The 19473-nt window shown below is 60.9% G+C and carries 18 protein-coding genes; 10 read left to right on the top strand and 8 right to left on the bottom strand.

Annotation, left to right across the window (positions count from 1 at the left end):
• The first annotated feature begins 30 nt into the window (after positions 1–30).
• The gene (selD, locus tag ACOTXT_RS15230) at positions 31–1074 is read left to right on the top strand and encodes a selenide, water dikinase SelD (protein ID WP_008500702.1); all 1044 of its coding nucleotides are present in this window, start codon (positions 31–33) and stop codon (positions 1072–1074) included.
• A 4-nt stretch (positions 1075–1078) separates the two neighbouring features.
• Positions 1079–2992, top strand: coding sequence for a DNA topoisomerase III (locus ACOTXT_RS15225; protein WP_032651511.1), 1914 nt, complete (start codon positions 1079–1081; stop codon positions 2990–2992).
• Between the two features lie 116 nt (positions 2993–3108).
• Here the strand turns inward: ACOTXT_RS15225 and gdhA are convergent, their stop codons facing one another.
• Positions 3109–4452 carry an NADP-specific glutamate dehydrogenase gene (gdhA, locus tag ACOTXT_RS15220; RefSeq protein WP_008500700.1) on the bottom strand — a complete coding sequence of 448 codons (1344 nt, stop codon included), beginning with the start codon at positions 4450–4452 and terminating at the stop codon, positions 3109–3111.
• 229 nt (positions 4453–4681) lie between these two features.
• Between gdhA and ACOTXT_RS15215 the strand changes: the two genes are divergently transcribed.
• Entirely contained in the window at positions 4682–4954 is a 273-nt protein-coding gene (locus tag ACOTXT_RS15215) for a YnjH family protein (protein ID WP_045415133.1), read from the top strand.
• Here the strand turns inward: ACOTXT_RS15215 and ACOTXT_RS15210 are convergent.
• The gene (locus ACOTXT_RS15210) at positions 4914–5330 is read right to left on the bottom strand and encodes a pyrimidine (deoxy)nucleoside triphosphate diphosphatase (RefSeq protein ID WP_028015711.1); all 417 of its coding nucleotides are present in this window, start codon (positions 5328–5330) and stop codon (positions 4914–4916) included. The genes ACOTXT_RS15215 and ACOTXT_RS15210 overlap by 41 nt on opposite strands.
• 75 nt (positions 5331–5405) lie before the next feature.
• Between ACOTXT_RS15210 and ACOTXT_RS15205 the strand changes: the two genes are divergently transcribed.
• Positions 5406–5975, top strand: coding sequence for a carboxymuconolactone decarboxylase family protein (locus ACOTXT_RS15205; RefSeq protein WP_069598138.1), 570 nt, complete (start codon positions 5406–5408; stop codon positions 5973–5975).
• Entirely contained in the window at positions 5968–6585 is a 618-nt protein-coding gene (locus tag ACOTXT_RS15200) for a CDP-alcohol phosphatidyltransferase family protein (RefSeq protein ID WP_047745199.1), read from the top strand. Before ACOTXT_RS15205 ends, ACOTXT_RS15200 begins: the two co-directional genes overlap by 8 nt.
• Here the strand turns inward: ACOTXT_RS15200 and ACOTXT_RS15195 are convergent.
• From ACOTXT_RS15195 to xthA, 6 genes are all read right to left on the bottom strand, one after another.
• The gene (locus ACOTXT_RS15195; protein WP_219369634.1) at positions 6582–7889 is read right to left on the bottom strand and encodes a sulfurtransferase; all 1308 of its coding nucleotides are present in this window, start codon (positions 7887–7889) and stop codon (positions 6582–6584) included. The genes ACOTXT_RS15200 and ACOTXT_RS15195 overlap by 4 nt on opposite strands.
• 73 nt (positions 7890–7962) lie before the next feature.
• Complete coding sequence (locus tag ACOTXT_RS15190) at positions 7963–8583, bottom strand: ATP-binding cassette domain-containing protein (protein ID WP_333164423.1); 621 nt, start codon at positions 8581–8583, stop codon at positions 7963–7965.
• Positions 8583–10112 (bottom strand): thiamine ABC transporter permease, encoded by a 1530-nt coding sequence (locus ACOTXT_RS15185; RefSeq protein WP_333164426.1) that lies wholly within the window; start codon positions 10110–10112, stop codon positions 8583–8585. The genes ACOTXT_RS15190 and ACOTXT_RS15185 overlap by 1 nt, the downstream gene beginning before the upstream one ends.
• Positions 10085–11245 (bottom strand): ABC transporter substrate-binding protein, encoded by a 1161-nt coding sequence (locus ACOTXT_RS15180; RefSeq protein WP_063615653.1) that lies wholly within the window; start codon positions 11243–11245, stop codon positions 10085–10087. Before ACOTXT_RS15180 ends, ACOTXT_RS15185 begins: the two co-directional genes overlap by 28 nt.
• A 15-nt stretch (positions 11246–11260) precedes the next feature.
• Positions 11261–11944: a TVP38/TMEM64 family protein gene (locus tag ACOTXT_RS15175; RefSeq protein ID WP_069598143.1), complete on the bottom strand. Its 684-nt coding sequence runs from the start codon at positions 11942–11944 to the stop codon at positions 11261–11263.
• A gap of 6 nt (positions 11945–11950) precedes the next feature.
• The gene (gene xthA, locus ACOTXT_RS15170) at positions 11951–12757 is read right to left on the bottom strand and encodes an exodeoxyribonuclease III (RefSeq protein ID WP_008500688.1); all 807 of its coding nucleotides are present in this window, start codon (positions 12755–12757) and stop codon (positions 11951–11953) included.
• A 433-nt stretch (positions 12758–13190) separates the two neighbouring features.
• Between xthA and astC the strand changes: the two genes are divergently transcribed.
• Genes astC through astE form a run of 5 tightly spaced genes read left to right on the top strand, consistent with a single transcriptional unit; the run spans position 13191 to position 19214 of the window.
• On the top strand, positions 13191–14411 hold the full coding sequence (gene astC, locus ACOTXT_RS15165) for a succinylornithine/acetylornithine transaminase (protein ID WP_008500687.1): 1221 nt from the start codon (positions 13191–13193) through the stop codon (positions 14409–14411).
• Positions 14408–15442 (top strand): arginine N-succinyltransferase, encoded by a 1035-nt coding sequence (gene astA, locus ACOTXT_RS15160; RefSeq protein WP_008500686.1) that lies wholly within the window; start codon positions 14408–14410, stop codon positions 15440–15442. The genes astC and astA overlap by 4 nt, the downstream gene beginning before the upstream one ends.
• Entirely contained in the window at positions 15439–16926 is a 1488-nt protein-coding gene (astD, locus tag ACOTXT_RS15155) for a succinylglutamate-semialdehyde dehydrogenase (RefSeq protein WP_021241066.1), read from the top strand. Before astA ends, astD begins: the two co-directional genes overlap by 4 nt.
• The gene (astB, locus tag ACOTXT_RS15150) at positions 16913–18238 is read left to right on the top strand and encodes an N-succinylarginine dihydrolase (RefSeq protein ID WP_213373988.1); all 1326 of its coding nucleotides are present in this window, start codon (positions 16913–16915) and stop codon (positions 18236–18238) included. Before astD ends, astB begins: the two co-directional genes overlap by 14 nt.
• Positions 18239–18248: 10 nt before the next feature.
• On the top strand, positions 18249–19214 hold the full coding sequence (astE, locus tag ACOTXT_RS15145; RefSeq protein ID WP_023292683.1) for a succinylglutamate desuccinylase: 966 nt from the start codon (positions 18249–18251) through the stop codon (positions 19212–19214).
• The last annotated feature ends 259 nt before the right edge of the window (positions 19215–19473 follow it).

Here is a 19473-nt window from a genome sequence, read left to right as displayed (position 1 = left end):
ATAGCGCGATTGAGATGACAGGAGACGTCCATGAGCGAGCAAACCATTCGTTTAACGCAGTACAGCCACGGAGCCGGTTGCGGTTGTAAAATTTCCCCGAAAGTGCTGGAGACCATCCTGCACAGCGAACAGGCGAAGTTTGTCGACCCGAACCTGCTTGTCGGCAACGAAACGCGTGACGATGCAGCGGTTTATGACCTGGGTAACGGCACCAGCATTATCAGCACCACCGACTTCTTTATGCCGATTGTCGACAACCCGTTCGATTTCGGGCGTATTGCGGCCACCAACGCCATCAGCGATATCTTCGCCATGGGCGGCAAACCGATTATGGCGATCGCTATTCTGGGCTGGCCGATCAACACCATCCCGCCGGAAGTAGCCCGTGAAGTGATTGATGGCGGCCGTTTCGCCTGCCAGCAGGCGGGGATTGCGCTGGCCGGTGGTCACTCTATCGATGCGCCGGAGCCGATCTTCGGCCTGGCCGTGACCGGCGTGGTCCCGACCGAGCGCGTGAAGCGCAACAGTACCGCGCAGGCGGGCTGCAAGCTGTTCCTCACCAAGCCGTTGGGCATTGGCGTGCTGACCACCGCCGAGAAAAAATCCCTGCTCAAACCGGAGCACAAAGGGCTGGCAACGGAAGTCATGTGCCAGATGAACCTCGCGGGTGCGGCGTTCGCCAATATCGACGGCGTGAAGGCGATGACCGACGTGACCGGTTTTGGTCTGCTGGGGCACCTCTCCGAAGTGTGTCAGGGCGCGGGCGTGCAGGCGCAGGTCTGGTATCAGGACGTGCCGAAGCTGCCGGGCGTGGAAGAGTATATTGCTCAGGGCGCGGTCCCGGGCGGTACCCAGCGCAACTTCGCCAGCTATGGTCACCTGATGGGCGAAATGCCAGAAGAATGGCGCAACCTGCTGTGCGATCCGCAAACCTCCGGCGGCCTGCTGCTGGCGGTCACGCCGGAATCCGAAGCCGAGGTTCAGGCCACGGCCGCCGAGTTCGGTATTACCCTGACGGCGATCGGCGAGCTGGTGACCGCGCGCGGTGGCCGACCGATGATTGAGATCCGTTAATTCGATGCGGTTGTTTATTGCCGAAAAGCCGAGCCTGGCCCGTGCCATTGCTGATGTGCTGCCCAAGCCGCATCGCAAAGGCGACGGCTTTATCGAATGCGGTAACGGGCAGGTGGTCACCTGGTGTATCGGTCACCTGCTTGAGCAGGCGCAGCCGGATGTCTATGACAGCCGCTACGCCCGCTGGAATTTAAACGATCTGCCCATCGTGCCGGAAAAATGGCGCCTGCAGCCCCGACCTTCGGTGACCAAACAGCTCAACGTGATCAAGCGCTTCCTGCATGAAGCCGATGAAATTGTGCACGCGGGTGACCCGGACAGGGAAGGACAGCTGCTGGTGGATGAGGTGCTGGACTATCTTGAACTGGCGCCGGAAAAGCGCCAGCAGGTGCAGCGCTGCCTGATCAACGACCTCAACCCGCAGGCGGTGGAGCGTGCGATCTCGCGCCTGCGCGCCAACAGCGAATTTATTCCGCTGTGCGTCTCGGCGCTGGCCCGCGCGCGCGCGGACTGGCTGTACGGTATCAACATGACCCGCGCCTACACCATCCTCGGGCGCAACGCGGGCTATCAGGGCGTGCTCTCCGTGGGGCGCGTGCAGACGCCGGTGCTGGGGCTGGTCGTGCGTCGTGATGAAGAGATTGAGAACTTCGTCGCCAAAGATTTCTTTGAAGTGAAAGCGCATATCGTCACGCCTAAAGACGAACGCTTTACCGCCGTCTGGCAGCCGAGCGATGCCTGCGAGTCATATCAGGATGAAGAGGGGCGTTTGCTGCACCGTCCGCTGGCGGATCATGTGGTTAACCGCATTACCGGACAGCCCGCTATCGTCACCAGCTATAACGATAAACGGGAATCAGAACCCGCGCCGCTGCCGTTCTCGCTGTCGGCCCTGCAGATTGAGGCCGCGAAACGCTTTGGCCTCAGCGCGCAGAACGTGCTGGATATCTGCCAGAAGCTCTATGAAACCCACAAGCTGATCACCTATCCGCGTTCGGATAGCCGCTACCTGCCGGAAGAGCATTTTGCCGGTCGTCATTCGGTGATGAACGCCATAGGCGTGCACGCGCCGGATCTGCTGCCGCAGCCGGTGGTGAACCCGGACACCCATAACCGCTGCTGGGACGACAAAAAGGTGGACGCCCACCACGCGATTATCCCGACGGCGCGCGCCAGCAGCGTCAACCTGACGGATAACGAAGCGAAGGTCTACAACCTGATCGCTCGTCAGTACCTGATGCAGTTCTGCCCGGACGCGGTGTTCCGTAAATGCGTGATCGAACTGGAAATCGCGAAAGGGAAATTCATTGCGAAAGCCCGTTTCCTCGCAGAAGCAGGCTGGCGCACGCTGCTCGGCAACAAAGAGCGTGACGAAGAGAACGACGGCACGCCGCTGCCCGTGGTGGCCAAAGACGACGAGCTGCTGTGCGAGAAAGGGGAAGTGGTGGAACGCCAGACCCAGCCGCCGCGCCATTTTACCGATGCGACGCTGCTTTCCGCGATGACCGGCATCGCCCGGTTCGTGCAGGATAAAGATCTGAAGAAGATCCTGCGCGCCACCGACGGTCTGGGCACGGAGGCGACCCGCGCGGGGATCATCGAGCTGCTCTTTAAGCGCGGTTTTCTTGAGAAAAAGGGGCGCTATATCCATTCGACCGAGCCGGGCCGCGCGCTGATTCATTCCCTGCCGGAGCTGGCCGCCAGGCCGGACATGACCGCGCACTGGGAATCGGTGCTGACGCAGATCAGCGAGAAGCAGTGCCGCTATCAGGACTTTATGCAGCCGCTGGTGGGGACGCTTTACCAGCTGATCGATCAGGCGCGCAGCACGCCCGTGAAAACGTTCAGAGGGATGGTTGCACCCGGTGGTGGAGCGAAGAAACCGTTTAAAAAGAAAAAGAGCGCGGCCGCTTCTTAACCCGTAGGCCGGGTCAGGCGAAGCCGCCACCCGGCGAAAGACAGCTCTGCGGCCTGAAAAAAGCCCGGTGGCGGCTACGCCTTACCGGGCCTACAGGGCGAGAACGCCGCGAAAACTTAAATCACACCCTGCCCAATCATCGCATCCGCCACCTTCACGAACCCGGCGATATTCGCCCCACGCACGTAGTTGGTTTGCGATGCTTCACCGCCGTACTCCACGCAGGCGTGGTGAATATCCAGCATGATATGGTGCAGGCGCGCATCCACTTTCTCCGCCTTCCAGCCGAGACGCGCGGCGTTTTGCGCCATTTCGAGGCCGGAGGTTGCCACGCCGCCCGCGTTGGCGGCCTTGCCCGGTGCAAACAGCACGCCTGCCTCCAGGAACAGGTCCGTCGCGTCGATGGTGGTCGGCATGTTTGCCCCTTCGGCGACCGCTTTTACGCCGTTGCTAATCAACGTGCGCGCGGCTTCAGCATCCAGCTCGTTCTGCGTGGCGCACGGCAGGGCGATATCCACCGGCACGCCCCACGGCTGTTTACCTTCGAGGTAGGTCAGGCCAAACTCCCGGGCGTAATCCGCCACGCGTCCATCGCGGCTGGCTTTGATTTCACACAGGCGCGCCAGCTTCTCTGCCGTGAAGCCCGCTTCATCCACCACCGTTCCGCTGGAGTCAGAGGCGGTCACCACGCGAGCGCCAAACTGCATCGCTTTCTCAATCGCGTACTGCGCCACGTTACCGGAGCCGGAAACGGCTACGCGCATGCCTTCGAAGCCTAAGCCGTGACGCTTGAGCATGGCCTCTGTGAAGTAAACCAGGCCGTACCCGGTCGCTTCCGGGCGGATCAGGCTCCCGCCAAACGACAACCCTTTGCCGGTAAAGACGCAGGCGCTGTTGTTGGAGAGCTTTTTCATCATCCCGGCCATAAAGCCTACTTCACGTCCGCCCACGCCGATATCACCGGCAGGCACGTCGGTGTCCGGGCCGAGGTGACGGTAGAGTTCGGTCATCAGCGCCTGGCAGAAACGCATCACTTCACCTTCGCTTTTGCCTTTCGGGTCGAAATCGCTGCCACCTTTTCCGCCGCCCATGGGCAGCGTGGTCAGTGCGTTTTTAAAGGTCTGCTCGAAGCCGAGGAATTTCAGAATCGACAAATTCACGGACGGATGGAAACGCATGCCGCCCTTAAACGGGCCGATGGCGGAGTTAAACTGGACGCGCCACGCGCGGTTAACCTGCACCTGATTGCGATCGTCCACCCACGTCACGCGGAACTGGATCACGCGCTCTGGCTCGACCAGGCGTTCGAGCAACGACATCTGGCGATAGCGCGGGTTTTGTTCAAGGAAGGGCCACAGGGTGGTCATCACTTCACGCACGGCCTGGGCGAACTCGCTTTGGTGCGGGTCGCGCTGCTGAACATGGGCAAGGAAACTTTCCAGAGAGCGTGTCTGATCCATAGATATAAGAACCTCTTATAATAATGTTTGTATATGACTTATGCGTTTTGTGTTGTTTTTTTGACTATACCACCCGTACCGCTTTGTGTGGCAAGCAGAAATTCAGGACGAAAGGGAAATTAATGACAGGTGCTCCGTCATAACCAAAAGCGATGACGAGATAAATTAAAGGTTCCGCGCGGGTTTACCGTTATAGTCATTATCAAGGGAACAACAGGAAGATGTGTCTATGAACCGTTATGTACTTACCGCGTTATGTTTGATCTTTACCGCAGGCGCGCAGGCTGACCGCATTCGCCCGGACGTGGAAGTGAATGTGCCGCCAGAAGTGTTTAGCTCCAGCGGCCAGCGCGCGCAGCCGTGTAACCAGTGCTGCATCTACCAGGATCAAAACTATTCTGAAGGGGCCGTCGTGAAGGCGGAGGGCGTGCTGTTGCAGTGCCAGCGCGACGAGCGCGCCATCAGCACGAACCCGCTGGTCTGGCGTCGCGTAAAACAATAAACGCCTCCAGCAGGGGAATATCCGCGGGGGCTAAGGCGTAGCCAAACGCCTCTTCCGGCGTACACCACGCCAGCGCGCTGTGGTAGTGCGCCGTGAGCGCACCGCTAAACGCAGGAACGTGCCAGGCGTGCAGGTTGATTAAGCGCTGCGAGACCTCGCGCTGGTGGCTTGCCACGTATTGCGCAGGCCGCGCTTCAATACCCAACTCTTCACGCAGCTCGCGGATAAGCGCCTCGGGCTGGGTTTCACCCGCCTCGACTTTGCCGCCTGCAAATTCCCACATGCCAGGCTGGTCGGCATGGGCAGGGCGCTGCGCCAGTAAAATTTTGTCGTCTTTTTCGATGATGGCGGCAACGACATCGAGTGTTTTCAGCATGGTCGTCAATAATTGATAGCGAAAAAAGACATATTATCGTGCCCTTTCTCAGAGTCCAGCTATCAGGAGAATCAGGTGAAAGAGACTACCGCCTGGGTTGCCCCTATCGAATCCCTTCCCGCCAGCCTTAAACCCATTGCCGTGATGCAGAAAAAGCATTTTGGCGCCGTGCTGAATCCCACGCGCTGGTGGGGGCGCATGCCGCGTCTGTTCTGGCTGGTCGCGCTGTTCGTCGGTTTTCTGGAGCGTCGTCGCGCGCGCCTGACGCCCGTTCTTCGTTCGCTGCTCATGACGCGGGTGTCCCAGCTCTGCCACTGCGCTTTCTGTATTGATGCCAACAGCCTGCGGCTGGCCGAGCGCTGCGGAGCGCTGGAAAAGGTGCAGGCCGTGAGCGACTGGCAGGGTTCCGCCTTGTTCACGGAGCAGGAGCGCGCGGCGCTGGCCTACGCCGAGGCGGTGACCGCCACGCCGCCCCGGGCGGATGAGGCCATCAGAACGGCGCTGAAGCGCCACTTTACGGATGACGCCATCACCGAGATGACGGCGCTCATTGCCTTTCAGAATCTCTCTGCCCGCTTTAACGCCGCGCTGGATATTCCGGCGCAGGGGCTATGCGCCACCTTTAACGAGACGCCCCATGCTTGATCGCCATCTTCACCCGCGGATAAAACCGGCGCTGAATCGTCTGGTCTCCGTGCTGGACAGGCCGGGCATCACGCCCGACGGATTGACCCTGGCCGGGTTTGCCATCGGCGTGCTGGCGCTGCCGTTTCTGGCCCTCGGCTGGTATCCGGCGGCGCTGGTCGCCATCGTGCTTAACCGCCTGCTGGACGGTCTGGACGGGGCGCTGGCGCGCCGCAGAGGGCTGAGCGATGCGGGGGGATTTCTCGATATCGCGCTCGACTTTCTGTTCTACGCCCTGGTGCCGTTTGGCTTTGCGCTGGCAGCACCGGCGGAAAATGCGCTGGCGGCCGCCTGGCTGCTGTTTGCGTTTATCGGGACCGGCAGCAGTTTTCTGGCGTTCGCGGCCCTGGCCGCGAAGCACGACATCGACAACCCCGGCTATGCGCACAAGTCGTTTTATTACATCGGCGGGTTAACGGAAGGGACGGAGACCATCGTGCTGTTTGTGCTGTGCTGCCTTTTTCCTGCGCACTTTACGCTCTTCGCGTGGGTATTCGGCGCGCTGTGCTGGCTGACCACCACAACGCGCATCTGGAGCGGCTACGTGACGCTGAAGTCACTTAACCCTTAGCGCGCGCTTTCAGGCCCGCGCTCACCGGTCGTCACCGGGTTCTGCGGATGACTGCTCCATTCGTACCAGCCGCCGTCATAGACGGCGATATTCTTCCAGCCCATCGCCCGGGCGTACATAAAGGTTTCAGACGCCCGCCAGCCGGTGCCGCAGTAAAACGCGACGTGCTGTTCCGGCAGAATATTCCAGCGCTTCCACTGGGCGGCGATGTCGTCAGCGCTGCGCATGGTGCCATCCGGGTTATGGAAATCCTCCATGTGGGTGGCATCGCTGCCCGCGTGACCCCAGCGGGCACCGGCAATTTCACCTTTTGGCTTGATGTAGCTGTAGCCGCTGGTTTCGCCGATGAACTCCGGCCACGAGCGTATGCTGACCAGAGAGGCATCCTGACGGTGCAGCATGCCGCGCGCCTGTTCCATATCCACCATCAGCTGCGGCTGACCGGGGATCGGCGCGCCGAAATCGGGGGCGGGCGTCACTTTACCGGGCGTACCGCGCTCAACCGGCAGGCCTGCATCTGACCACACCTTCCAGCCGCCGTCGAGAATACGCACATCCTTCACGCCCGCATACAGCATAATCTGCGCCACGCGCGCGGCGGCGTAGACGTCGCGGCCATACAAAATGACGGTAGTATCGTGACGGATCCCGTGCTTCGCCAGCATCGCTCTCAGCTTGTCGTCGGAGACTTTATTCCACAGCGGTTCGCTTTCCACCTCGTTGGTGTCGATATAGCCCGCGCCGGGAATGTGGTTCAGCAGGTAAAACTTCGGTGCACCCCAGGCGGCCTCAATCACTTTCCAGTCGCCCGCCGGTGCGGCAACCACGGGTTTACCCTGCTGGAGCCGGTGGATCCACTGCGGGTAAACCAGCTGTTCAAAGTGAGGCAGGCGCTGAAGGCGCTCGGGCGTCTGCAGAGCATCGCTGAGCAGCGAAACGTGGCGGTACCCGGCTTTCTCCAGGCGGGCTTTCACCGCCTGGTTATCGTTCTCGTCGCCGTACAGGGCGATGGTCGTCGCAGGGGTAAGCTGATGCTGTTTTGCCCACAGCGCAATCTGCTCGTCGCTCATGGCGCTGAGCCAGGCGGCAGCAAGGTTGAGCGCGGCGGGTTCATGCCCGGAGGGGCCGCTGAGCGTCTGCGGCCAGCCGTTATAGAAGGCGCTGGCGCGTGTGTCGACAGGCGTGCCGTGCTGTGCCTGAAGCTGAGACAGCGTGATGGCGTTGGGCATATCAGCCGCCAGCGAGGAAAAGGAAGCGAGGCCGCAGAGCAGGGCCAGCGCGGTCAGTTGAGAAACACGTTTCATCGAATAACCTGACGTCAGTAAAAGAGGGGGGCATTGTCGTCTCTCCCGAATCGGAAAACATTGCGTTAGCACATTATTGCCAGCGAGAAATCTCAATCAGCTCGCCGCCGGGTGGAATATCGTCCCCATCGTGCGTGACCAGCACCGCCGGAATATTGCGCGCGCGGACGGCGTCAAACACCCATGCCCGAAACGTGGCGCGTAACGCTTTATCGAGGCGGCTGAACGGTTCATCCAGCAGCAGCGCCTGCGGCTCCGCGAGCAGGGCCCGCAGCAGGCTGACCCGGGCGCGCTCCCCGCCGGAGAGGGTGGCTGGATCGCTGGCGTAATGGCCGCTCAGCCCGGCGGAATCCAGCGCCTGCTCGACCGCCTCCCGCCGCGCGTGTCCGGTGATGCGCTCGGGCAGCGCCAGCAGCAAATTCTGCCCGACGCTGAACTGGTCGAACAGCAGCGCGTCCTGAAAGAGAATACCCAGCCCGCGGGACTCCACGGGAAGCGCGTCGCAGCGACGCGCGTCGAGCCACAGTTCGCCCCGCGCCTGGAAATCGTCTGACAGCGAGCCGACCATCCAGGCAAAAAGGGTCGACTTTCCGCTGCCGGACGGCCCCATCAGAGTGACGATCTCCCCGCGGGGCACGCAAAAACTGACCTCGCGGAAAAGCGGTTCGATGGTGAGATTTTTTACCTTCAGCATTAACGTAACCCTTGTCGGTAGCGGCCCACGAGCCGGGATAGCAGGGCAGCTGCACCAAACACCGAGCCCGTGACCAGCAGTAATCCCAGCGCCCGGTTAGCGAGAATCGGGATGCTGCCTCCGCTGCTGAGCGCCACGGTTTCGGTGGTCAGCGTGGCGAAACGCCCCGCGCCCAGCCACAGCGTCGGCATATATTGCGCCATGCTGACGGAAAAGCCGGTGGCAAAGGCCAGTAGCGCAGGGCGCACCAGCAGCGGGCATTTCAGCAGTAAAAAGATTTTTGTCCGCCGCCAGCCGAGCGTTCTGGCGGTGAGAATAAGCCGGGGATCGATCCGGCGCCAGGCGGGTTGCAGCACCAGCAGCATCCACGGCAATACCCACAGGAGATGGCTCCAGACCACGGCGGCGTAGTGCCCGTCGATGCCCAGGTGCAACGCAATCGCATACTGGCCGGTAACAAGCGGGAGGGCCGGAAGGGCGAGCGGTAACCACACCCACAGTGCGCCGCGCTGCGGGCCCCACTCCAGCCAGAGTAACCCGACGACCAGGCCGGTCAGGCTTGAAAGCAGACCGAAGGAGAGGCTGCTCCCCACCGGGCCAACGTCATCCCGTTGCGCCAGCATCAGCAGTACCGCGGCGCACAGGACGCCGCAGGCGGGCAGAAACCCGCTCAGTGCCCGCTCAGGCAGCACGCGCTGCGACCGGGGACGCGTTCCGGTGAGGTCCGCAAGTGTGCGAACCCATGCCTTCCAGAGTCCGTATCCCAGAGCGGCAAGCGCGGCCAGCAGCAGAAGGAGAAGCAGGCACAGCAGCGTCCCTTTTGCCTGCTGCTGCGCGTCGCCCTGGCTTAACCACTGCCAGGCCAGCACGGCCAGGGTAGGCGGGTTGCCGGGCCCGAGAACGATCGCCACGTCCACGACCGACAGCGACCATGCCAGCACCGCCAGCATGATTGCTCCGAGGACGGGCGCGATAGCTGGCAGAATCAGCCAGCTCAGCGTCTGAAATCGCCCGTAGCCGAGCGTCTGCAGGACGATCTTCTGCTGCGCGAGCCGTTTTTCCGGCAGTACGGCATAAATCGCCCACAGGACAAACGCGCTCTCTTTGACCGCGAGCGTCAGCCCCAGCCCTACGCCGTAGCGGTCAAACGGCGGCGAACAGACGGTGCAGACCTGATAAAACAGGCCGCCCTCGGCAAACAGCAGTAGCGCGCCGGTGGCGAACGCTGCATGGGGGATCGCCAGCAGCCACGGCAGGCGGGTTGTGAGACGTCGCCAGCGTTTCCCGGGCCAGAGAAGGCTGACGAGGAGAAGAGCAATGAACAACGCCCCCAGCGTGGCGATGAGCGTTGAGACCAGCGTGGCGACGGCCGCCTGCGGGAGCTGCGGATCGTTCAGCAGCCGCTGCCAGTTTGTCAGCGAAAACGCCGGGGCAAGCAGCATGGTGCCGGCGGGCAGGATCGGCAGATAAATCACAGCCATCGCCAGCCAGACGAGCCCGCTCAGCGGGTGCCGTAACGACGCAGCCATTCCTGCTCCAGCGCGTTCACCCAGGCGGACTGCGGCTCGGCAAGCACCTTCGGCAGCCCCTGAGGCGTGTGGGCCAGCAGCTGTCTGGCTTCTTCTTCGGGCAGCGTTTTCGCATCCAGCACGCTCGGATCGCCCCAGATGGCCGGGTCAGCTTTGCGGATCTGCGCCTGCGGCGACAGCAGGAAATTGGCGACCATTTTCGCCCCCGCGCTCGCGCTGGCGTTGGCCGGAATCGCCACAAAATGGACGTTGCCGAGCATCCCGCCCTGAAAACCAAAGCTATAGCTGTCGGCGGGCAGTTCGCCGCTCGCCACTTTCTGCTGCGCATGGGCCGGGTTAAAGGTCAGCGACAGATTCAGGCTGCCGCTGGCAAGCAGGGCATCCATCCGTGCAGGAGAAGGGGGAAAATCTTTCCCTTCGCGCCACAGCAGCGGGTGGAGCGTGTCCAGATAATCCCAGAGCGGGGCCGTGACCTCGGCAAAGGTGCTATCGGGGGCCTTTTGCAGCGCCTCCGGGTGAGCGGTTAGCGTCATCAGCAGCTGCTCAAGAAATGCCGTGCCGGTAAAATCGGGCGGGCGAGGATAGCTGATCTTGCCCGGATGCTGCTGCGCGTAAGCCAGCAGCGCCTGAGGATCCACAGGCGGCGTCGGCATGCTGGCTTTGCGGGCGATAAAGGTCAGCTGCGCGCCGCCCCACGGCGATTCCGCGCCGTCTGTGGGGATAGCAAAATCCTCCGTAACCGGTTTGCGGGTATCAACATAGCGCCAGTTGGGCAACGTCTGCGCCCATCCGGTCTCCAGCAGGTTTGCCTCTTTCAGCGTGCGGAAGTTCTCGCCGTTAACCCACAGCAGGTCGACGGAGCCGTTGGTCTTACGCCCCGCGGCGGCTTCGGTCTGAATACGTTTTACCGCGTCGGCAGCATCCGCCAGCGGGACAATTTTAAGGGTAATGGCATAGTGCGTTTGCATCTCGCCGCTGACCCACTCCAGATAGCGGTTGACCGCCGGATCGCCGCCCCAGGCGTTAAACCAGACGGTCTGGCCTTTGGCCTGTTGCTGAATGGCCTGCCAGCCGTCGGCGGCATACAGAGGGGCCGCCAGCAGCAGCCCGGTCAGAAACGCGCAAAAACGCACACGGCGCATAATGCCTCACTTTTTAGCAGACGGGAGATAACGGGAAAACAGCCGGCGGGTGACCAGCGGCAATAACCCCAGTAGTGTAAAGGCGAATAGCATGCCCGGCGACAAAATATCGCGCAGCGAGGTCACTTTTCCCAGCTCGCGCCCGGCGTTCAGAAAGATAATCGTGGCGGGCAGCATGGCGAGCTGGCTGACCCACCAGTAGCGAAATACTCCCATGCGGGTCAGCCCCATCAGCAAATTCACCAGGAAAAACGGGAACAGCGGCATCAGGCGCAGGGCAAAAAGAAAGTTCGCGCCGTCGCGCGCCATGCCGGTATTCACCGTACCCATCTGCCTGGCAAACCGCCGTTGCACCCAGTCGCGCAAAAGATAGCGGCTGGCGAGCATCGCCAGCGTGGCCCCAAGCGTGGAGGCAAACGAGACCAGCACAGTGCCTTCCCACAGGCTAAACAACGTCCCGCCCAGCAGGGTCAGGATCGCCGCGCCGGGGATCGAGAGGGCGGAGACCGCCACATAGACCGCAAAGAAGATCAGCGCGCTGCGCAGCGGCGCGTGGTCGACATAGGAGAGTAATGCCTGCTGGTGCGTTTTAATCCCTTCCAGGGAGAGGGTTCCCGGCGGAAGCATGATAAACGCCAGAATAAAGGCGCCCAGAAGGGCGCACAGGAAGAGTGTTTTTGAAAGGTTCACGCGTCATTACAGCTTGAATTTAGCCCACACCGGCGCGTGGTCAGACGGTTTTTCCATGCTGCGGATGTCGTAGTCGATCCCGGTTTCGATGCAGCGCTCGGCCAGCGGGGAACTGGCCAGCAGCAGATCGATACGCAGGCCGCGGTTGTCGTCAAAGCCTTTGGAGCGGTAGTCGAACCAGGAGAAGCGATCCTGCGTTTCCGGGTTGGCATTGCGGAACGTATCCACCAGGCCCCAGCCCAGCAGGCGCTCCATCCACTCACGCTCTTCCGGCAGGAAGGAGCATTTGCCGGTGCGCAGCCAGCGTTTGCGGTTCTCTTCGCCAATACCGATATCGAGATCCGTCGGGCTGATATTCATGTCGCCCATGATCAGCACCGGATTCTCTTTTTTGAGTTCGGTGGTCAGGTAGTCCTGCAGATCCTGATAAAACTTCGCTTTAGCCGGGAATTTGGTCTCATGGTCACGGCTCTCACCCTGCGGGAAATAGCCGTTGATGACCGTGATATTGCCGATCGCAGAAGGGACTTCCGCCATGATAATACGACGCTGGGCTTCTTCACCGTCGCCCGGGAAGCCGCGACGCACGGAAACCGGCGGCGCTTTGGTCAGCAGCGCGACGCCATAGTGACCTTTCTGGCCGTGATAAAAGACGTTGTAGCCGAGTTTCGCCACCTCTTCGAGGGGGAACATGTCGTCGTGAACCTTTGTCTCCTGCAGGCCGATCACATCTGGCTGATGTTGCTCAACGATAGCTTCAAGCTGATGAGGGCGGGCACGCAGGCCGTTGATATTAAAAGAGACAAATTTCATAGTCGCTGCCAGTGCAAGGTGAATAGTGCAAGGATGGTAGCAGAATTTGCGTCAACTGTTACCGGCTTCGACCAATAACTGCAACAGATAATGCCGGTGGTGCAATATTTGCACCATTCTGACGCGCTTCGCCCCCAAAGAGGGCGTAAATGGCCGATAAATTTCGCGAGCGATCACAATTCCAGAATTATATTTGGCCTGTGCATACTCTTTCTGATTTTCATGCGGCAAAGCGCCGCTTGTCGTAAAAATATTCACTTTTTATGCAATAACAGTGAATAACTCCAGGTTGTAACTTATTGATATTCTGTTCTCTCAACCCGTTTATGCATTTTTATCGCTGGCTGGCACGAAGGCTGCAATCTACATTCACAGTGCAAACACTCAATTATTTAACATTCAAATAACCTTTTATTTACCGGATGAGGTCGCTATGTCTCTGTCAATTACGCGTGAAAATTTCGATGAATGGATGATGCCGGTTTACGCTCCGGCGGCTTTTATTCCGGTTCGTGGGGAAGGCTCGCGCCTGTGGGATCAGCAGGGTAAAGAGTATATCGACTTTGCCGGTGGGATTGCGGTGAACGCGCTGGGGCATGCCCACCCGGCGCTGCGTCAGGCGCTCAATGACCAGGCAGCGAAGTTCTGGCATACCGGCAACGGCTTTACCAACGAGCCTGCGCTGCGCCTGGCCAAAAAACTGATCGACGCGACGTTTGCCGAAAAAGTCTTTTTCTGTAACTCGGGGGCGGAAGCCAACGAAGCGGCGCTGAAGCTGGCGCGCAAATATGCGCACGATAAGTTTGGTACCCACAAGAGCGGTATCGTGGCGTTTAAAAATGCCTTCCACGGACGCACGCTCTTTACCGTCAGCGCGGGTGGCCAGCCTTCCTACTCGCAGGATTTCGCACCGCTGCCGCCGGATATCCGTCACGGTATTTATAACGATCTGCAGTCTGCGAGCGAGCTGATTAACGACACCACCTGTGCGGTGATCGTCGAGCCGATGCAGGGTGAGGGTGGCGTGCTTCCGGCGAAAAAGGAATTCCTGCAGGGGCTGCGCGAGCTGTGCGATCGTCATAACGCGGTGCTGATTTTCGACGAAGTGCAGACCGGCGTGGGCCGCACCGGCGAGCTGTATGCCTATATGCACTACGGCGTCACGCCGGACGTGCTTTCGACCGCCAAAGCGCTGGGCGGCGGCTTCCCGATTGGCGCAACGCTGACCACCGATAAATTCGCCAGCGTGATGACCGTCGGCACCCACGGCACCACCTACGGCGGCAACCCGCTGGCCACTGCCGTTGCCGGACAGGTGCTCGACATCATTAATACCCCTGAGGTGCTGAAGGGCGTTAAGCAGCGCCACGACTGGTTTGTTGAGCGCCTGAATGCCATCAACGGCAAGGTTGGCCTGTTTAAAGAAATTCGTGGCCTGGGGCTGTTAATCGGCTGCGAGCTCACCGCTGAGTTTGCCGGAAAAGCTAAACTTATTTCACAGGAAGCGGCAAAAGTGGGTGTGATGGTGCTGATTGCCGGTGCCAACGTCGTGCGTTTTGCTCCCGCGCTGATTGTCAGCGAGGAAGAGGTGCAAACCGGTCTGGACCGCTTTGCGCTGGCGTGTGAAAAGGTGAAATCCGGGGTGTCATCATGATGGTCATCCGTCCCGTTGAGCGCGGCGATCTCGCCGGGCTCATGCAGCTTGCCGGTAAGACGGGAGGCGGGCTGACCTCGCTTCCTGCCGATGAAAAAACGCTGTCGGCGCGCATTGAGCGCGCCCTTCAAACCTGGCAGGGGACGTTGCCAAAAAGCGAACAGGGGTATGTGTTCGTGCTGGAAGACACCGACACGGGGACCGTGGCCGGGATCTGCGCCATCGAAGTGGCCGTCGGGCTTAACGACCCGTGGTACAACTACCGCGTCGGCACCATGGTTCATGCCTCGAAAGAGCTGAACGTCTATAACGCGCTGCCGACGCTGTTCCTCTGCAACGACCACACGGGCGCCAGCGAGCTTTGCACGCTGTTCCTCGACCCGGCGTGGCGCAAGGAGGGCAACGGCTATCTGCTTTCCAAATCGCGCTTTATGTTTATGGCCGCCTTCCGCGATCGCTTTAACGAAAAAGTGGTTGCGGAGATGCGCGGCGTGATCGACGACACCGGCTATTCACCGTTCTGGGAGAGCCTGGGCGAGCGCTTCTTCTCGATGGAGTTCAGCCGGGCGGACTATCTCTGCGGCACGGGTCAGAAAGCCTTTATTGCCGAACTGATGCCGAAGCATCCTATCTATACCCATTTCCTCAGCCCGGAAGCGCAGGCGGTGATCGGCGAAGTGCATCCGCAAACCGCGCCTGCCCGCGCGGTGCTGGAGAAAGAGGGCTTCCGCTACCGTAACTATGTCGACATCTTTGACGGCGGGCCTACGCTTGAGTGCGATATCGACCGCGTACGCGCGATCCGTAAAAGCCGGCTGGTTGAGGTCTCTGAAGGCCAGCCCGCGCCGGGCGACTGGCCCGCATGCCTGGTGGCGAACGAAAATTACGCCAACTTCCGTGCGATGCTGGTGCGGACCAACCCGAAATGTGAACGTCTGGTGCTGACGGCTGCAGAACTGGATGCCCTGAAATGTAACGCCGGCGATAAGGTTCGCCTGGTGCGTCTCTGCCCTGAGGAGAAAACAGCATGACATTATGGATTAACGGTGACTGGGTCACGGGCGAAGGCGAACAGCGCGTAAAGACCAATCCGGTAGGAAAAGAGGTGCTCTGGAAGGGGAACGACGCCAGCGCCGCGCAGGTGGAACAAGCCTGCCATGCCGCTCGCCGCGCGTTCCCGGCGTGGGCAAAACAGCCTTTCGCCGTGCGCCAGGCGCTTGTTGAAAAGTTTGCCGGGCTGCTGGAGGCCAATAAGGCCGAACTGACGCGCATCATCGCGTCTGAAACCAGTAAACCGCGCTGGGAAGCGGCAACCGAAGTGACGGCGATGATCAACAAAGTCGCCATCTCGGTGAAGGCGTACCACACCCGCACCGGCGAACAGCACACCGAGATGCCGGACGGCGCGGCCACGCTGCGCCACCGTCCGCACGGCGTGCTGGCGGTGTTTGGCCCGTACAACTTCCCGGGGCATCTGCCGAATGGCCACATTGTGCCCGCGCTGCTGGCGGGCAATACCGTGATTTTCAAGCCGAGCGAGCTCACCCCATTAACCGGCGAGGCGGTGGTGAAGCTGTGGGAACAGGCTGGCCTGCCGCCGGGCGTGCTGAACCTGGTGCAGGGCGGACGCGAAACCGGCCAGGCGCTGAGCGCGCTGAGCGATATCGACGGCCTGCTGTTTACCGGCAGCGCCGGGACGGGCTATCAGCTGCATCGCCAGCTGGCGGGGCAGCCGGAAAAAATCCTTGCTCTCGAGATGGGCGGCAACAACCCGCTGATTGTGGAAGACCCTGACGATATCGACGCCGCGGTGCACCTGACGATTCAGTCCGCCTTTATTACCGCCGGACAGCGCTGCACCTGCGCCCGCCGCCTGCTGGTGAAACGGGGCGCGCAGGGGGATGCGTTCCTCAAACGTCTGGTTGAGGTGAGCGCGCGTCTGGTGCCAGCCGCGTGGGATGCCGATCCGCAGCCGTTTATCGGCGGGCTGATTTCCGAGCAGGCCGCGCTGAACGTGCTGAAGGCCTGGCAGGACCACGTCGCGCGCGGCGCGAAAACCCTGCTCGAACCGAAACAGGTTCAGCCGGGTGCCTCGCTGCTGACGCCGGGCATCGTTGAGATGAGCGGCGCGAGCAACGTGCCGGATGAAGAGGTCTTTGGCCCGCTGCTGTGCGTCTGGCGCTATGACGATTTTGACGACGCCATCGCAATGGCCAATAACACCCGCTACGGTCTGTCGAGCGGGCTGATTTCGCCGCATCGCGAGAAGTTTGACCAACTGCTGCTGGAAGCGCGCGCCGGGATTGTGAACTGGAATAAACCGCTCACCGGGGCCGCGAGCACCGCGCCGTTCGGCGGCGTGGGCGCGTCGGGGAACCATCGCGCCAGCGCGTGGTATGCCGCCGATTACTGTGCCTGGCCGATGGCGAGCCTGGAAACCCCGGCGCTGACGCTGCCGGAAACGCTTAATCCGGGGCTGGACTTTACCGGAGGGGATCGTCATGAAAGCGCGTGAAGTCAACTTTGACGGGCTGGTGGGGCTGACGCACCACTACGCCGGTCTCTCTTTTGGTAATGAAGCCTCCACGAAGCACCGCTTTCAGGTTTCCAACCCGAAGCTGGCGGCGAAGCAGGGGCTGCTTAAGATGAAAGCGCTGGCGGATGCCGGTTTCCCGCAGGCGGTGATCCCGCCGCAGGAGCGTCCGAACGTGGCGGTGCTGCGTCAGCTCGGCTTTAGCGGTACCGATGAGCAGGTGGTCGAAAAAGCGGGGGCGCAGACGCCGCACCTGCTCTCGGCGGCAAGCTCCGCCTCTTCGATGTGGGTCGCCAACGCGGCAACCGTCGCGCCGTCAGCCGATACGCTGGATGGCAAAGTCCACCTGACGGTGGCGAACCTGAATAACAAGTTTCACCGCGCCACCGAAGCGGAAACCACCGAGCGCGTGCTGCGCGCCATTTTCAACCAGGACGCCCATTTCGCGGTGCATCAGGCCCTGCCGCAGGTGGCGATGTTTGGCGACGAAGGTGCGGCCAACCATAACCGCCTGGGGGGCGATTATGGCGAGCCGGGTGTGCAGCTGTTTATTTACGGGCGAGAAGAGGGGGGCCACGTCGCGCCAACCCGTTATCCTGCCCGTCAGACGCTGGCGGCCAGCCAGGCGGTTGCCCGCCTGAACCAGGTGAATCCTTCCCAGGTGATTTTTGCCCAGCAGAACCCGCATGTGATCGACCAGGGCGTGTTCCACAACGACGTGATTGCCGTTTCTAACCGCCAGGTGCTGTTCTGCCACGAGCAGGCGTTTGCCCATCAGGAAAAGCTGCTCGCCACGCTGCATGAGCGCGTGCACGGCTTCACGCCTGTCCAGGTGCCAACGGAGGCGGTGAGCGTGCAGGACGCGGTTGAAACGTATCTGTTCAATAGCCAGCTGCTCAGCCGCGATGACGGCAGCATGATGCTGGTCCTGCCGCAGGAGTCCCGGGATCATCAGGGCGTATGGCGCTACCTGACCGAGCTGGTGAAGGCGGATAACCCGATTGACGAACTGCGCGTGTTTGACCTGCGTGAAAGCATGGCCAACGGCGGTGGTCCAGCCTGTTTACGTCTGCGCGTGGTCTTGACTCAGGACGAAATGCAGGCGGTTAATCCGGCGGTCATGATGAACGATACGCTCTTTACGCGCCTGAATGACTGGGTCGATCGCTACTATCGCGACCGTCTAACGCAGGCCGATCTGGTTGACCCGCAGCTTCTGCGCGAAGGTCGCGAGGCGCTGGACGCGTTGTCGACAATCCTGCAGCTGGGATCGGTTTATCCGTTCCAGCGCTAAAGGAGTGGGTATGGAAAATTTACTGGCGCTGACCCTGGCCGATGAAACGCCAGAACAGAAAGAGGGGGATGGCCCCTCATTTCGCTGGCGGTGGCTGGGGCGCGGGGTGCTTGAGCTGACGCCGACCGCAAAGAGCGATCTCTCGCTGCTGCTTTCAACGGGCATTCACGGGAATGAAACGGCGCCCGTTGAGATTGTCGATCTGCTGCTGCGCGCGCTGTATCGCAATGAAATTGCCCTGAAGTGCCGCGTGCTGGTGGTGCTCGGCAATCCCCCTGCGCTGGCGCAAAATAAACGGTATCTGGTGAGCGACATTAACCGCATGTTCGGCGGGCGCTGGTCGCAGTTTCCGCAGAGTGACGAAACGGCGCGGGCAGCGTGGCTGGAGAACGTGGTGACCGCGTTCTTTGCCGCTGCGGGTCCCGTGCGCTGGCATCTGGATCTGCATACGGCCATCCGCGCGTCCTACCATGTCCGCTTCGGCGTGCTGCCGCAGCGCAATCAGCCGTGGGAGGAAGATTTCCTGAGCTGGCTGGGAGATGCCGGGCTGGAGGCGCTGGTGTTTCACCAGTCGCCGGGCGGAACCTTTACGCACTTCACCTGTGAGCACTTTGGTGCGTTGTCCTGTACGCTGGAGCTGGGGAAAGCGCTGCCGTTTGGGCAAAACGATCTCACCCGCTTTGCGCCAACGCATCTCGCCCTGCGGGCGCTGCTGGGCGGGTCGGCTCCCGAGCCTACGCATCAGACCGTTGAGCGTTACCGGGTCGTACAGCAGATCACGCGCCGCAGCGATGCCTTCCTGCTCCACATGGCCGCACACACCCTCAACTTCACCCCGTTCCGCAAAGGGGCGCTGCTGGCCGAGGATGGAGAGGAACGTTACGAGGTGCAGAAAACCACCGAGTATGTTTTATTCCCTAACCCAACCGTCGCGTTTGGCCTGCGTGCCGGGCTGATGCTGGAAAAAATATCCTGAACCTTTCCCCTCTCATCATCCGGGAGGGGAAGTTAAATACCTTTTCTTAGCAATTAAAGCGCGTGAACGTGTTTTGCAGAATATTCCTGGTGAATTGCTTTATTATTCACCTTCACTCCGTTATACTTTTGCTAAGGAAGGTGCGAATAAGTCCGAGATGTGAGATCATCGTGTTGTAACCTGAACCCAGAATGAGTAACCGGATGAGCCAGCAACTGACTTTTGCCGACAGTGAGTTTTCCAGTAAACGCCGCCAGAC

The organism is Enterobacter cloacae complex sp. IR5422 (assembly GCF_049238165.1).
Lineage (GTDB): Bacteria > Pseudomonadota > Gammaproteobacteria > Enterobacterales > Enterobacteriaceae > Enterobacter > Enterobacter roggenkampii.
The sequence above is the reverse complement of the archived record's forward strand: the minus strand, read 5'-3'. Positions and strand labels throughout refer to the sequence as shown.